11 protein-coding genes are annotated in these 15,193 nt (G+C 48.3%); 7 read left to right on the forward strand and 4 right to left on the reverse strand.

The window, feature by feature from the left end; translation table 11 throughout:
* Positions 1-21 precede the first annotated feature (21 nt).
* Positions 22-321 carry a YtzH-like family protein gene (locus FGB90_RS12165; RefSeq protein WP_138811106.1) on the forward strand — a complete coding sequence of 100 codons (300 nt, stop codon included), beginning with the start codon at positions 22-24 and terminating at the stop codon, positions 319-321.
* Between the two features lie 58 nt (positions 322-379).
* On the opposite strand, the gene FGB90_RS12170 is transcribed toward FGB90_RS12165, so the two are convergent.
* Together FGB90_RS12170 and pulA are read right to left on the reverse strand one after the other, a co-directional pair.
* Entirely contained in the window at positions 380-1,177 is a 798-nt protein-coding gene (locus tag FGB90_RS12170) for a phosphotransferase family protein (RefSeq protein WP_138811237.1), read from the reverse strand.
* 186 nt (positions 1,178-1,363) lie between these two features.
* The gene (gene pulA / locus FGB90_RS12175; protein WP_171051802.1) at positions 1,364-3,472 is read right to left on the reverse strand and encodes a type I pullulanase; all 2,109 of its coding nucleotides are present in this window, start codon (positions 3,470-3,472) and stop codon (positions 1,364-1,366) included.
* 431 nt (positions 3,473-3,903) lie between these two features.
* Between pulA and glgB the strand changes: the two genes are divergently transcribed.
* The 5 genes from glgB (at position 3,904) to FGB90_RS12200 (ending at position 12,233) form a co-directional block, all read left to right on the forward strand.
* Positions 3,904-5,820 (forward strand): 1,4-alpha-glucan branching protein GlgB, encoded by a 1,917-nt coding sequence (gene glgB, locus FGB90_RS12180; RefSeq protein ID WP_138811108.1) that lies wholly within the window; start codon positions 3,904-3,906, stop codon positions 5,818-5,820.
* Positions 5,820-6,968 (forward strand): glucose-1-phosphate adenylyltransferase, encoded by a 1,149-nt coding sequence (locus tag FGB90_RS12185; protein WP_138811109.1) that lies wholly within the window; start codon positions 5,820-5,822, stop codon positions 6,966-6,968. The genes glgB and FGB90_RS12185 overlap by 1 nt, the downstream gene beginning before the upstream one ends.
* A 124-nt stretch (positions 6,969-7,092) precedes the next feature.
* Positions 7,093-8,199 carry a glucose-1-phosphate adenylyltransferase subunit GlgD gene (gene glgD, locus FGB90_RS12190; RefSeq protein ID WP_138811110.1) on the forward strand — a complete coding sequence of 369 codons (1,107 nt, stop codon included), beginning with the start codon at positions 7,093-7,095 and terminating at the stop codon, positions 8,197-8,199.
* 157 nt (positions 8,200-8,356) lie between these two features.
* A complete protein-coding gene (glgA, locus tag FGB90_RS12195) occupies positions 8,357-9,787 on the forward strand; it encodes a glycogen synthase GlgA (RefSeq protein ID WP_138811111.1) in 1,431 nt (476 codons plus the stop codon).
* A 13-nt stretch (positions 9,788-9,800) separates the two neighbouring features.
* On the forward strand, positions 9,801-12,233 hold the full coding sequence (locus tag FGB90_RS12200; RefSeq protein WP_138811112.1) for a glycogen/starch/alpha-glucan phosphorylase: 2,433 nt from the start codon (positions 9,801-9,803) through the stop codon (positions 12,231-12,233).
* A gap of 128 nt (positions 12,234-12,361) precedes the next feature.
* Here FGB90_RS12200 and FGB90_RS12205 read toward each other — a convergent pair whose 3' ends face one another.
* Both FGB90_RS12205 and thpR read right to left on the reverse strand, forming a co-directional pair.
* Positions 12,362-13,327 (reverse strand): hypothetical protein, encoded by a 966-nt coding sequence (locus FGB90_RS12205; RefSeq protein WP_138811113.1) that lies wholly within the window; start codon positions 13,325-13,327, stop codon positions 12,362-12,364.
* Between the two features lie 84 nt (positions 13,328-13,411).
* Positions 13,412-13,966 (reverse strand): RNA 2',3'-cyclic phosphodiesterase, encoded by a 555-nt coding sequence (gene thpR / locus FGB90_RS12210; protein ID WP_171051803.1) that lies wholly within the window; start codon positions 13,964-13,966, stop codon positions 13,412-13,414.
* Between the two features lie 220 nt (positions 13,967-14,186).
* On the opposite strand from thpR, the gene cysK reads away from it, so the two are divergent.
* The gene (cysK, locus tag FGB90_RS12215) at positions 14,187-15,125 is read left to right on the forward strand and encodes a cysteine synthase A (protein ID WP_138811115.1); all 939 of its coding nucleotides are present in this window, start codon (positions 14,187-14,189) and stop codon (positions 15,123-15,125) included.
* Positions 15,126-15,193: the final 68 nt, after the last annotated feature.

The raw sequence follows: 15,193 nt of genomic DNA on the forward strand, positions 1-15,193 counted from the left end.
ACGATAAAGGATGTGCACACCATGCCAATGACTTATCATCATCAGCTCCAGCTTTTAGTGGATATCCTGAAAAATCAGGATACCGAACATTTCGGCTCCAGGGATGAGTATGCGCAGGTAGAACGGCTTGCCGCTTCTCTTCTTAATAACTACGAAGTTCAGGAGGATCTGAGGGAACTGCTCACAGCCATCCAGCATTACAGTCATCAGCATCAGGCTGATGGAATAATGGAAGTGCTGGAAAACGAAGACCTTCAGCAGTGGGTACAGGGCATTGAAAGATCAGAGCATAACTTCCTTTACCCGAACCGGCTGATGTAAGAATCATTATAAAAAAAGAACCTTGTCGTCCTGAGTCAATTCAGGAGACAAGGTTCTCTCAGTTCATGCCTACATTTACTTTATGAAGAACTTCCTTAAGCAGCGTACGCCACTTCGTATATTCAGTTGTCTGACCTTTACCTCCGTGCCAGACAACACTTTCAATGCTTTGTGCCAGCATGTACCAGCTCATCCGCTTAACAAGATCCGGTGTAAGGGTTACACCGTAGGAGTCCAGCCAGCTTTTCCAGTCCTCCTCAGGAACATAAAGGTAAAGGAGTGCTGACAGGTCCAGAGCCGGATCCGCAACATTCGCCCCATCCCAGTCGATAAGATAAAGGGCATCCTCCTCACTGATGATCCAGTTATTATGATTCACATCAGAGTGACAGACTACATAATGGTCGGTCTGGACCTCCCCGATATGCTCTTCCAGCCAGACCATCGCTTCAGTAACAGCATGGTCACTTTTCAGCGCAGGTCCCGCCTGCTCCTTCAGTCCATAAAGTAACCGTTCAGGAGTAAGAGGAGTGTTTCCGAGACGGCGGAACATTTCCAGCAGTTCTTTTGAGCGGTGAATTTTACCAAGCAGCCTGGCAATGCGTGCATCGTTCATATCAAAAGACTTGAGTTCCCGGCCGTTTACCCAGCGCTGGGCAGTAATCACATCACCGCTTTCCAGTCGCTTCGTCCACAGCAGCTTGGGAACGATCCCTTCTGCTGAAAGAACAGCCAGAAATGGTGAAGAATTACGCTTTATGAATATTTTCTGTTCGCCCTGCTCAGCTACGTAAGCTTCCCCGGTGGCTCCACCGGCAGGACGCAAATGCCATCCTTCACCTATCAAGTGTTTCAATCGTTTCACCCTCAATTTCCTCGTGTCCGGTTCAGAGAAGTTTAATCATACCACGAATCATTATATATAAGAAGACACAAAAAGTCTTATATCATTGTAAATAAAGTTTGGCTTTTGTTCAAGAGTCTGTTGCAAAAGTCCGTAAAGAGATGAATATGTCCTAAGTCTTTCCCGGTTTCATTTCTTTTACTGGATTCTTTCCTTTTTATATACGGTGAATTCATAGGGTTCTGTTTCCCCCTGGTCACCGATGATAAAGGCTGTGGATGGTGCAGTCTGCAGGCGGTTGCTCACAAGGCGGTCCCACTTCCCCGGCGAAGGAAGGTAAAGCGGAAACCGTTTTTTCGTGGGATTCACAAAAACAGCAATTTCCTCCGCATCCCCCAGAAGAAGCCACCCGAAGACCGGAGCCGGGCTCTGGAGAATATGCAGCCGGCGTTTAATCTCCTCCTGCCGGGACATTCTGAACACCGGATACTTTTTCCGGATCGCAATCAGGGATTTTATAAAGCGGATATTGTCTTTCTCCGCTGCCCGTCTCCCCCAGTCCAGTTTATTTATGTCATCACCTGAGATATAGCTGTTCTCATCACCGTACTTGGTACGAAACCACTCCTGTCCGGCGTGAATGAAAGGAATTCCCTGACTCAGAATGGTCAGCCCGGAAGCAAGCTGGTGGATCTTCCTTTTTTCATCCTCGGTTTCCGATTCATTGGTCAGAGCAAGCCGGTCCCAGAGAGTATGGTTATCGTGGCACTCCGTATAATTCACTGATTGGCACGCTGCGATCACTTTTCTCTCCCCCATGTCATCACGGCATGAGCCGGAAACAAGCTGGGGAAGGCGTTCAATCAGATGACCGAGACCATTTACAAACCCCGCATCATGTTTAAAGAACAGATTTCCCTTCATTGTGTCCCTGAAGAAATCATTGAAAAATGCAATACCGGGCAAGTCACCGGCGTGATCCATCGTTGCCTTTCGTTCCGGCTCCAGCGGCGTATCCAGATGCCAGCCTTCACCAAGGAGGATAACAGTTCTGTCCTCCCGGTCGCAAAGGGCTCTGATCTCCTGCATCGTTTCCTTATCCATCGCGCCCATAAGATCAAACCGGAAACCATCGACCTTGTATTCCCTGAGCCACCACTGGACGGTATCAAGAATCAGCCTGCGCACCATCACTCGCTCTGTGGCCAGGTCGTTCCCCACTCCTGTGCCGTTACCCGGCGTCCCATCGCCATGATAGCGGAAGTAATAGCCTGGCACAAGCTGATGAAACGGAGACTCCTCCTTCACAAATACATGATTATAAACCACATCAAGAATCACGTTAAGATCATGCTCATGAAGTGCCTGAATCATCTGCCGGCATTCTGCAATCCTGCATGAGGGGTCTTCCGGGTCTGTGGCGTAGCTTCCTTCAGGCACCTGAAAGAAAAGAGGGTCGTACCCCCAGTTGTACTGTTCCTCCGGGCGAAAGTCATCAACACGGCCAAAGTCGTTTACCGGCAGGAGCTGGATATGTGTAACACCCAGCTCCTTAAAATACGACAGCCCTGTCAGGTCATTCTGTGCGGTGACTGTTCCGGACTCTGTCAGGCCTTTATATTTTCCTCTGTGTGTGACACCGCTCTTCTCATCAATCGTTGCATCCCTGACGTGCAGCTCATAAATGACTGCGTCTTCCGGTTTCCGGGTTTTGGGATGTGAATGATCGGAAAACCCCTCGGGTTCCACCCTGGTCATATCCACTACGACACTTTTCTTGCTGTTTGCCGTTACACTCTTTGCATAGGGATCGTTAACTTTAAGCAGTTTTCCATTAATGGATACTTCGTACTGATAGGAGGAAAGGTGCTGGTCCCCTTTCACAGAAGTCACCCAGACTCCTTTTTTATTTTTTTTCATATCGTAATATTTATTATTCAAATATAACTTTATCCTGGAAGCGGTAGGAGCCCAGACTTTAAAAGTGGTTTCCTCCTGTCCCCAGGTTGCCCCCAGCTTTTCTTTGATATCTGTAAAATGCTTTTCAAACCAGGGCGTACGCACCACCGAACCGGCATATACCGGACACTCCAGATCCCCCCACTTCAGGGCAGCCTCCTCCCCTACAGGAAGAGGACTGCTGAAGAGGATGGAGGCAGTATGATCAAGATGGGTTTTATCAACCCACCCTTCAAGTTTTTCGCCACCCCAAATTACAATTGGGGTTTCGTCCGTAAGTTCGTGTATTTGATCGGCATTCACTGTAAGCCGTTTAACATCATCAATCCATGCTACAGACTTTTCCAATTCAATTCCTCTTTTCAGCGTGGTTTGGTTAATTATATGCGCAAAAATGACAAATCCATTACAGGAATGAACGACTCTTATTCTTACTTCCATGACCCGTAATCAGACTACTCTGATAATAACATAGCCCTAACCCGCCCTCTTCAAACCATTGGAAGCGTTTACAAATGTAAATGCATATATAATCAATGCTATGGAGTGATAATGAATTCGACATCTTTCCCCCAAAACACCCAAATTCCTCACTGAATTTTCAAAAAAATGCTGTTCATTTTATGCTCAAACTCTGTTAAATTAGGATAATAGAACAGTATCCGGCCCTCATTCCCCGGTACTGACACAATGTGTTCTTATCATATCCACTGAACACTCACTCCACTAATGAATGAATGATTATTCATAAATAGGTATATTTAAGGAAGGGGATTGTCATGGCATATCACATCTCAGAGGAAGACATCTACCTTTTTCACCAGGGGACGCATTACCGGAGCTATCAGTTTATGGGGTGCCACGAAGTGACCTTTGAAAATCAGACCGGCTTCCGGTTCACTGTCTGGGCCCCCCATGCCCGTGAAGTTGGGGTAGCAGGGGACTTTAATCACTGGGAAAGCAACGGCCACAAGCTCACCCGCCTTACAGATCAGGGTTTATGGTCAGGCTTTTTTACGGATGTACAGCCGGATACGGCATATAAGTATGAAATCACGACAGCACAGGGAGACCGGATCCTGAAGAGCGATCCGTACGCCTATTATTCGGAAGTGAGACCTGCTACGGCATCGGTGGCCCATCGCCACAACACCTACGAGTGGCAGGACAGTAACTGGCAGGAAATGAACAGAGCGCGAAACCCCCACGAGTCACCACTCAATGTGTATGAGGTGCACGCAGGTTCATGGAAAACACATCAGGATGGTTCACTTTACACATATCGGGAACTGGCTGACGAACTTATTCCCTATGTTAAATCACTCGGATTTACCCACATTGAACTGCTCCCACTGGCTGAGCACCCGCTCGACCTGTCATGGGGGTATCAGATTACAGGCTATTACTCAGTCACAAGCCGGTACGGAACACCGGATGATTTCAAGTATTTTGTAGATCAGTGCCACCATCATAGTCTTGGCGTCATAATGGACTGGGTTCCAGGCCATTTCTGCAGAGATGATCATGGCCTGAGGCAGTTCGACGGCGAGCCCCTGTTTGAGTACAGTGATCCGAAAAAAGCGGACAAAACAACATGGGGAACGCTTACTTTTGATTTCGGACGTCCCGAAGTCCAGAGCTTTTTAATTTCAAATGCCATGTTCTGGCTCGATGAGTATCACATTGATGGTATTCGTGCAGACGCAGTCGCCAGCATGCTTTACCTGAACTTCGACCGTCCCGACGGTGAGGAAAAAATCCATAACACATACGGCGGTGAGGATAACCTGGAAGCCGTCGCTTTTATAAAAAAGCTTAACGAAATCGTTTTCAAACACTATCCTCAGACTCTTATGATGGCAGAGGACAGTTCGGACCTCCCTCTGGTTACCGCCCCCACATACCAGGGCGGACTCGGGTTTAATTTTAAATGGAATATGGGGTGGATGAACGACACGCTTGATTACATGGAGCACGATCCGGTTTACCGGAAGTGGCATCATAATCTCCTGACATTTTCATTTATGTACACGCACACAGAGAATTTCGTCCTTCCTTTATCCCACGATGAAGTCGTACACGGGAAAAAGAGCCTGCTGGACAAAATGCCGGGAGATCAGTGGCAGCAGTTTGCAGGTCTGCGCCTCCTTTATGGATACATGATGGCTCATCCCGGTAAGAAGCTGCTTTTCATGGGCGGTGAATTCGGACAGTACGCAGAATGGAAGGACCAGGAACAGCTTGACTGGCATTTATTCGACTACCCGCTTCACCGGTCTATGCACACGTACCTGTCCAAACTGAATTATTTCTATCTCGAAAATCCGGCTCTGTTTGAACAGGATCATCACCCTTCCGGATTCGAATGGATCGACCCGCACAATATTGATCAAAGCGTTCTGGCTTTTATGAGGAGATCCAAAACACCCGGTGACGAGCTGATTATTGTGTGTAATTTCACACCTGAAGTGTCATACAACTACAAAGTCGGCGTTCCCCGTCCAGGGAAATACGTGGAGGTATTCAACTCCGATGACAGTCTGTTCAGCGGATCCGGACAGCTGAATACGGAAGAGCATTTTACAATCCCGGAAAAATGGCACGGCCATGAGCAGCATATCCGCTTAAAAGTTCCACCGCTGGCTCTCACATTTTTTAAAAGAATAGATGAAAACCCAAATGAGGAGGAATTGTAATGAACAGCAAAAAAGAAACGGTAGGCATGTTACTTGCAGGCGGTGAAGGAAAAAGGCTCGGGCTTTTGACCAAGGATCTGGCTAAACCTGCTGTCCCGTTTGGCGGCAAGTACCGCATCATTGATTTTACACTCAGCAACTGTGCCAACTCCGGCATTCATACAGTTGGTGTGATGACACAGTATTCTCCTCTTCTTCTGAACAAGCATATCGGCATCGGAAAACCGTGGGATATGGACCGTCAGCATGACGGTGTATCCGTCCTTTCACCGTACACTCAGAAAGAAGGCGGAAGCTGGTACTCGGGCACAGCGGATGCCATTTATCAGAACATTCATTTTATCGACCGTTACGATCCCGAGTACGTGCTCGTGATTTCCGGTGATCACATTTATCAGATGAATTACAGGAAACTTCTGAAACATCATAAAGAACAGAATGCCGATGCAACGATCAGCGTTATTGAAGTTCCATGGGACGAAGCTTCCCGTTTCGGTATTCTGAATACAACGGACGACCTCAGAATCTATGAGTTTGACGAAAAACCTGCCGAGCCAAAGAACAATCTGGCATCCATGGGAATTTACATTTTCAACTGGAAAGTACTGCGGAATTATCTCCTTGAAGATGCCAGGGACGTGAAATCCAGCCACGACTTCGGAAAAGACATCATTCCTGCCATGGTCTCAGACGACCGCCGTCTGTTCGCCTACCGCTTCGAAGGTTACTGGAAGGATGTAGGAACGGTCCGCAGCTACTGGGAGGCGAACATGGATCTCCTTGACATGGAGGGGATGGTATCCCTCAACAACAAAGAGTGGCGCACCTATTCCCATGATTCAAATTATCCGCCGCAGTATATTAACGGCAACACAAATATAACCAACTCCTTTATCAACTCCGGATGCTGGATCCGCGGAACGGTAGACCGGTCGATTCTCTTTGAAAACGTGGAAGTTGACAGCAAGTGCACGGTCCGGGAATCGATTCTGCATCCTCGGGTCAAAGTAGGAGAAAACTCCGTTATTGAGCGTGCCATCATTAAGGAAGATACCGTCATTCCTCCAGGCTCCTACATTTCCACCCCTGAAGGAGAAGAACCATTCGTCATTGACAGCGAAAATGTTGAGCTTGCGGTAATGAAGTAATAATACCTCTGAAAAAAACGAGCCTCCACCTCTACCGCCGCGGAAAGCGAACGGACGGCGCGCAGCGGAGCTTCTTACAAGACACCTTCAAAAACAACCGCCAAACTAAAGGAGGAAAATATCCATGGAAACAATGATGGGACTCATTAACCTGGAACACGAACACGACTATCTCAGCGAACTGACATACTTCCGGTGCGGAGCTGCAGTTCCTTTTGCCGGCCGTTACCGCATGATCGACTTTACACTCTCCAACATGGTCCGTTCAAACGTGCAGGACATTGCCATTTTTACACGAAACAAATACCGTTCACTTATGGACCACCTTGGCACAGGGGCTGACTGGGAGCTGGACCGCAGAAACGGTGGCCTGTTCATTCTTCCGCCGGACTGGAACGATCCCACTGATATTTCCCGCGGCGATTTAAGCCATTTTCATAACAACAGAGACTACTTCAACCGCGGCCGCTCAAACTACGTCATCATAAGCGGAAGCCAGTTCCTTTCAAACGCAGACTACCAGGAAGCCTTTGAGTACCACCTTGAACGAAAAGCAGATGTAACTTTAATTACAACCCGGGTTCAAAACTTCGAAAAAGAACACGAAGCGAGCCTCCGCATTGAGCAGGATGACCGGGGATGGGTTCACAACCTTACGAACGAGCACAGCAACCCGCACCTGTTTACCGGCGTGTACATTATCAGCAAGGAACTCCTTATGAAACTTGTGGATGAGTGCATCGCCCATCATAAAGGCCATTTCTTCCTTGACGGCATCAAAGCCAACCTTGGGGATCTGAATGTCCAGACGTACGAGCATGTAGGCTATACTGCTTTCATCAATTCCGTGGAAAGCTTTTTCAGAAACAATATGAATCTGCTTAACCCGGACAACTACAAAGAACTGTTCTATAAAAACGCATTTATCAAAACAAAAATCAGCAATGAGCCGCCGACAAAATACCTGGACCTCTCGGAAGTGAAAGATTCTCTTCTGGCAAACGGATGTGAAATTAACGGTGAAGTGGAAAACAGCATTCTTTTCAGGGGGGTAAAAGTGAAGCCCGGAGCAAAAGTCATTAACTCCGTAATTATGCAGCGGTGCACGATCGAGGAAGGCGTTCACCTTGAAAATGTCATTCTCGACAAGGATGTGACTGTGAGACAGGATCAGACATTTATCGGGTCTCCGGCAAAACCTTACGTTGTGGCCAAGCGGAAGGTAATGTAACGGCAAGGCCCCCTTTCTCCAAAGGCTGAAGCGATGCCCGCGGAAAGCGTCCGCCTGCAGCGTAATAAAACAACATACCTTTATGAAACGAGTCTAAGAAAAAAACCATCCCGGAAGCCTTACCTGCTTCCGGGTGACATGAAAAAGGAGACTGGTGATGAAAAACGTACTTTTTGCTGCATCCGAATGCACCCCATTCATCAAAACCGGAGGACTGGCCGATGTCATCGGCTCCCTCCCCCAGGAACTGAACAAATCAAGAAAAGCACACGTGAAAGTAATTCTTCCATTTTACGATGAAATGCCGTCCCACTGGCAGGCACAGATGGAGCTTGTCGCCACCATTAATGTACCTGTAGGCTGGCGAAACCAGGAGGCCTCCCTGTACAGCCTCGAACATAACAATGTCGAGTATTTTTTCGTAGCCAATGACTATTATTTCACCCGCAAAGGGGTATACGGATACTATGACGACGGGGAGCGGTTTGTCTTTTTCAGCCGTGCGGTCATTGAAGCACTGCCTTACATCGGTTTTACACCTGATGTCATCCATGCTCATGACTGGCAGACGGGACTGGTTCCGGCTTTTGCCAAAATTCTGCAACCTCTCGAGGATCTGCACACGGTGTTCACCATTCATAACATCCGGTACCAGGGTATGATGCCCCATCAGATGTTTGATGAGCTGTTTAACCTTTCCATTGAACATTTCGGTGGACTGGAATGGAACGGCATGCTCAACTGCATGAAAAGCGGGATCTTCCATGCTGATAAAATCACGACCGTAAGCCCGAGTTATGCAGAGGAGATTAAAGACCCCTACTACGGCGAAGGACTTCATCAACTGCTTAACGAGAGAGCAGAGGACCTGTCCGGCATCATCAACGGAATCGACACAAACGACTATCATCCTATGAAAGATCCGTATATCTTCTCAAATTACCGCCATTCACGGGGCAAAAAGAAAGAAAACAAAGAATATCTCCAGGAGCAGCTGCATCTTCCAGTAGATGGTGAAAAGCCCCTTTATATCATCGTTTCACGTCTCGTGGAACAGAAAGGCTTCCACCTTGTTCAGCGGATCCTCGATGAGTTTCTTGAAGAAGATGTGCAGGTTGCCGTACTCGGCACCGGTGAGGGTGAGTTTGAAGGCTTCTTTTACCATGCACAGGAGCGTCATCCTGACAGGTTCTCTGTAAAACTGATGTTTGATGAAAAGCTGGCCCGGCAAATGTATGCAGCAGCCGATTTCTTTATTATGCCGTCTCAGTTTGAACCATGCGGTCTCACCCAGCTGATTGCCCTTCAGTACAAAGCTGTGCCAATTGTACGGGAAACAGGTGGTCTTCGTGATACGGTGACGCCATTTAACGAAATCACAGGAGAAGGAAACGGCTTTCGTTTTGAGAACTATAATGCCCATGAACTTCTTGATGCGCTGCGGTATTCACTTTCGGTTTACCGTAATCCGATTCAGTGGATCCAGCTTCTGAAAAACGTCAATAAAAGCCAGTACAGCTGGAAAGACTCCGCTGCATCCTATGCAGACCTGTATGAGTCATTCACACATGCCAGTATCTATTCCTAGGGAGTGAACCATTTTGGCCCAGTTAACTACAGAAAGCTGGATTGACAGTATCAGACAAAAAACTGAAAAAGTCGGAGGGATCTCGCTTGAAGATGCCTCCGAGAAAGACCTGTTTTACGCGATTTGCGGCATTGTAAGTGAAGAAATGAACAAAAACTGGATCGAAACACAGGAACGATGCAGAAAAACCGAAAACAAGCAGGTTTACTACCTTTCTATGGAATTCCTGATCGGGCGCCTCCTTGAAAGCAATCTTCTCAATACAGGCATGCTGGATTCCTGCAATGAGGCACTGAGAAAAATGGGGTACGACCCTGAAAAAGTCTATGCAACGGAGCATGATGCCGGGCTGGGGAACGGCGGTCTTGGAAGGCTCGCGGCCTGTTTCCTTGAATCAATCGCGTCATTGAATTATGCCGGTCACGGCTGCGGCATCCGGTACCGGTACGGGCTTTTTGAACAGAGGATTATTCATGGCCACCAGGTGGAGCTGCCGGACTACTGGCTGAAGGAAGAATATCCCTGGGAAACACGTAAAGCCGATGAGGCGGTGGATATTCACTTTGGCGGGGACATCCATATGCTGAAGAAAAATGACGGCAGCCTGGAATTTAAATACGAAAATACTGATAAAGTGACGGCTGTCCCCTATGACGTTCCCATTGCCGGTTACCAGAACGGTGTTGTAAACACTCTGCGCCTCTGGAGTGCAGAATCAAATTCAGGGACTACCGATATGATGACGAGCCAGAGCTCACAGTACTACCATCATCTCGATCATAAACATTCCATTGAACAGATCTCCGGCTTTCTTTATCCGGATGATTCCGGTTACGAAGGAAAGCTGCTGCGCTTAAAACAGCAGTATTTCCTCGTATCATCCAGTCTGAAAAGTATCATCAGGCAGTATAAAAAGAATGTGAGGCGCTCCCTCATTCATATGCCTGAAAAAATTGTCATCCAGATTAACGATACTCACCCGAGTCTCACCGTACCGGAACTGATGAGAATTCTTATGGATGAGGAACGGTTTGGCTGGGACGATGCATGGGACATTACAACCCGTGTAGTTGCCTATACGAATCACACCACACTCAGTGAGGCTCTGGAAAAATGGCCGCAGGATATGGTTAAAACCCTCCTGCCCCGTCTGCATATGATCATTCACGAGATCAACGAGCGATTCTGCCGTGATGTATGGGAGAACCACCCTGAGCTGCAGAGTAAGGTCCATGAACTGGCTATCATTGCCGACGATCAGATCCATATGGCGCGGCTTGCCATTGTCGGGAGCTTCAGTGTTAACGGTGTAGCCCGCCTCCATACTGAGATCCTGAAGAAAAAAGAAATGAAAAACTTCTACACGCTGTTTCCGGACCGCTTCAACAACAAAACAAATGGCATTACCCACAGACGCTGGCTCCTTCAGGTGAACCCGGAGCTGTCATCTCTGATTACGGATGTCATCGGCCCCCAGTGGATCAGCCGGCCAAACCAGCTGATCAGTCTGCTGCGCTACTCCCGGGATGAGCCGTTCCTTGACAGGGTGTCGGATGTGAAGCTCAGGAATAAAGAAAAGATGGCAAACTTCATTCACGATAAAACAGGAATAACGGTGAGTGAACACTCCATTTTTGATGTGCAGATCAAGCGGCTCCATGAATACAAACGACAGCTGTTAAACATCTTTCATATTATCCACCTCTATAACGAGCTGAAGGACAATCCGAACCTGGACATCACGCCGAGAACGTTCATTTTCGGCGCCAAGGCGGCACCGAGTTATTACTTTGCAAAGGAAGTCATTAAACTGATCGTGCGGATGGCATCGATTATAAACAACGATGCTTCCATCAACGATAAGCTCAAGGTGATCTTCCTGGAGAACTATAATGTGAGCCTGGCCGAACGGATTATTCCCGCTGCGGATATCAGTGAGCAGATCTCCACTGCCAGTAAGGAGGCTTCCGGCACGGGGAACATGAAGATGATGATGAACGGGGCACTCACTCTCGGTACCCTGGACGGAGCCAACATTGAAATCCGTGATCTCGTAGGAGACCCGAACATCTTTATTTTCGGCCTTACTGCCGACGAGGTGCTGGATTACTACCATCACGGCGGCTACGTTGCCAGGGATATCTATAACAATGATGAGCGCGTCCGGCGGATTCTGGACCAGCTGAACGAAGGGGCATTCGGCTCCCAGGAGATCGAATTCAAGGATATCTATTACCACATCCTTTATCACAACGATCCGTATTTCGTTCTCAAAGACTTTGATGCCTATATTGAAACCCACGAACTTGTAGAGCAGGCCTATCGTGACAAGCCGGCCTGGATGAATATGAGCGTAACCAATATCGCCTACTCCGGGAAATTCTCGAGCGACCGTACCATCCAGGAATATGCCTCGGAAATATGGAAGCTGAAACGAATGACATAACTCTGCAGTAAAAAATCAGGCCGCTCCACATCTGTGGGAGCGGCCTGATTTATACACATTCCGGGTTATATGATTTACGCGGCTTCATGGCGAACTCACAAATTTTCCTCAAAACAGGCTCTGCCCGTTCAGATGCCGCCTCCCCGCTCCTCATTTACTGCACTTTCGCCGCTCAAACCCGACCTTTCGGCAGCGTAAGTCACGCAGTAATCCAGCAGCGTATTTGTCACTTTAAGCTGATCGGACTTAATCGGTGAATGATTTTTCCTCATCTGTTCAAACCAGCCGGGAAAGCTGCGTTTATCGATGATCCTGTAGATCCGGTTATTATCAGGTATATCGATAAAGCTGTTTTTCGCTACAAGAGCCGGTTTCAGTTTTGCCGGATGCCCCTGTTCCTGGAGAATTTCCTTTACAACTGAAGCCATCCGTTTTAAAGCCGTTCCGGGATGGATGATCTTTTCTGTTCCACTCCGGCTCTGTCTGTTCCAGAATCGCTCATTGAGGGGGGAATAAATCGTATGCTCGTCCCCGTCCAGAGGCTGTAGCAGCCAGATCTCCACAGGAGTGATTATAATAACTCCAAGCTCCACTTCCGCCTGCCGAACCCGGAATACAGGGGAATAAAGAATAAAGTATGTATCAGGCAGGTCCTTTACCATCCTGGCAAGGAGCGTATCCTGTTCAAACCGGCTGCTGATGGCGGACGTTTCCGAAATAGTCGAAGAAGCCCAGCTCAGCTGAAACTGATACAGTTCCTCCCTGAACGACCTTGCAAGGCTGTCCAGTGAAGAAACGGGACGGTTAAATGAAACATCTCTGCCCCCGTCAGTTTCCTCCTTCGTTACATTTTTTCGTCGCAGGAACGGAACCTGCTTTACCATCCGCTTCCACACCGAACCTGCCTCCATACCCCAGCTGGAAGTAACAATCTCTTCGTAATCCCTTATGAGAGGCTTTTTCCGCTCTGTTTCCCAATTATGCTTCAGCCGTTCCCACCGCTCTGTTTTCAGGCGGGGGTAGCGGCTTGAATAGCGGTGAAGATCTGTTTCGTACCTGGATATGTAATCTGCCAGTTTCACCAGCTGTGCCATCTGCCATTCCCCCCTGCATAGTTAACTGTTTTTATTTTAGCACAGCCTCCGCACCGCTCTCATGGTAGAAATCCATCTGATTTTTTACGAGTGAAGGGTAATTGTATCTATTTTTTCGTATTTGGGAAACTTTCCCGGGTGGATTTTAAACAGTATTACCTCTCCCGCCTGCCACTCAACCGGAGGGAGTTCCGATGGCAGGTTGTGCAGTTTCAGCGGCCTGTCCCCCCTGTACCCTTTCGCCACAGTTATGTGCGGCGTGAACGGTCGGGATTCTGTTGGAAATCCGTGTTTTTCAGCGAGCTTCTTCACCTTGATCTGCAGCTCCATCAGCGCCTTGCTGTACGTCATCCCGCCGAAGAGTACACGAGGTTCAGCCGGGCGGCCAAAGAACCCGACTTCCCGCAATTTAAGCCGGAAAACAGCCTCTTCGTGCAGACGGGACTTCATCTCCTCCCAGAGAGCCGCCCGTTTTTCATCATCCCAGCCCCCGAGAAATAGTAATGTAATATGAAAATCCTCAGGATGAACTTCTGTTTTAAACCTTTCATCTGTTTCATAGTCCTCCTGAATTTTTATCAGGGGAGCTGCCGCCTCCTCCGGTACTGGCAGTGCAATGAAATAATGATCTCCGCTCACAGGTACCCCTCCTTTTATGATTAAACGCGGTTGTGATAAAATATCAGTGACTAATCCCGACAACCACGATCAGGAAAAATGGAAATATCGCTCTCTTTTAGTGTAACAATATAGATCAATGATCATGCAGGATCATGCCCCTGCTCCAGGGGGCTTAAAAAAGCCACCTCTAACTTTTTGCAGACTGAATAACTTTGAGAAGCCCGAAAGGATGATTGTCATGCGCGTAGTTGATAATATGGCAGAACTGATTGGCGATACCCCGCTGGTCAAACTGCAGAAGCTGGCCCCGGAAAACGGCGCCGATGTTTATTTAAAACTGGAATTCATGAACCCCAGCGGCAGTGTAAAAGACAGAGCCGCCTACAACATGCTCGTACAGGCGGAGAAAGACGGCCTGATTAACAGTGATTCCGTCATTATTGAACCGACTTCGGGAAATACAGGTATCGGGATTGCTATGAATACGGCAGCCCGCGGTTACCGTACAATTCTCACAATGCCGGACACAATGAGCCAGGAGCGGATCAACCTCCTGAAAGCGTATGGTGCCGAGGTCGTTCTCACACCAGGTGATAAAAAAATGCCGGGTGCCATCGAAAAAGCCCACGAGCTTGTAAAGGAAGTACCGAACAGCTTCATGCCGATGCAATTTGAAAACGAAGCAAACCCCGATGCCCACCGTAAGACAACGGCCCTTGAAATCCGGGAAGCTATGGAGCAGATCGGTAAACCGCTAAGTGCTTTTGTGGCAGCCAGCGGCACCGGCGGGACGATTACCGGTACAGGTGAAGAACTTCAGAAATTCTACCCGGACGCAAGCATTCACGTTGTGGAACCAAAAGGCTCTCCCGTTCTTTCCGGCGGGAAACCCGGTCCGCATAAGCTTGTAGGAACGAGCCCCGGCTTCGTTCCCCCGATTCTGAACGAGAAAGTATACGGGGAAATCTTCACCATTACGGACGAAGATGCCTATGACATAACCCGAAGACTTTCAAGAGAAGAGGGGATCCTTGTGGGACCATCCTCTGGAGCAGCCTGCTATGCGGCCCTCCAGGTGGCAAAACGACTCGGACCCGATGATGTTGTCGTTGCCATTGCCTGTGATACCGGGGAACGTTACCTCTCCACTGACCTGTTCCTCTTTGACGAGGAGTAAACAGGCAGCACCATTATTTACAGGAAAAATACAGTGAAAACGGGCACCCGCCATTCGGATGCCCGTTT

Source organism: Alteribacter natronophilus (genome assembly GCF_006007885.1).
In the GTDB taxonomy this organism is placed as follows: Bacteria; Bacillota; Bacilli; order Bacillales; family Salisediminibacteriaceae; genus Alteribacter; species Alteribacter natronophilus.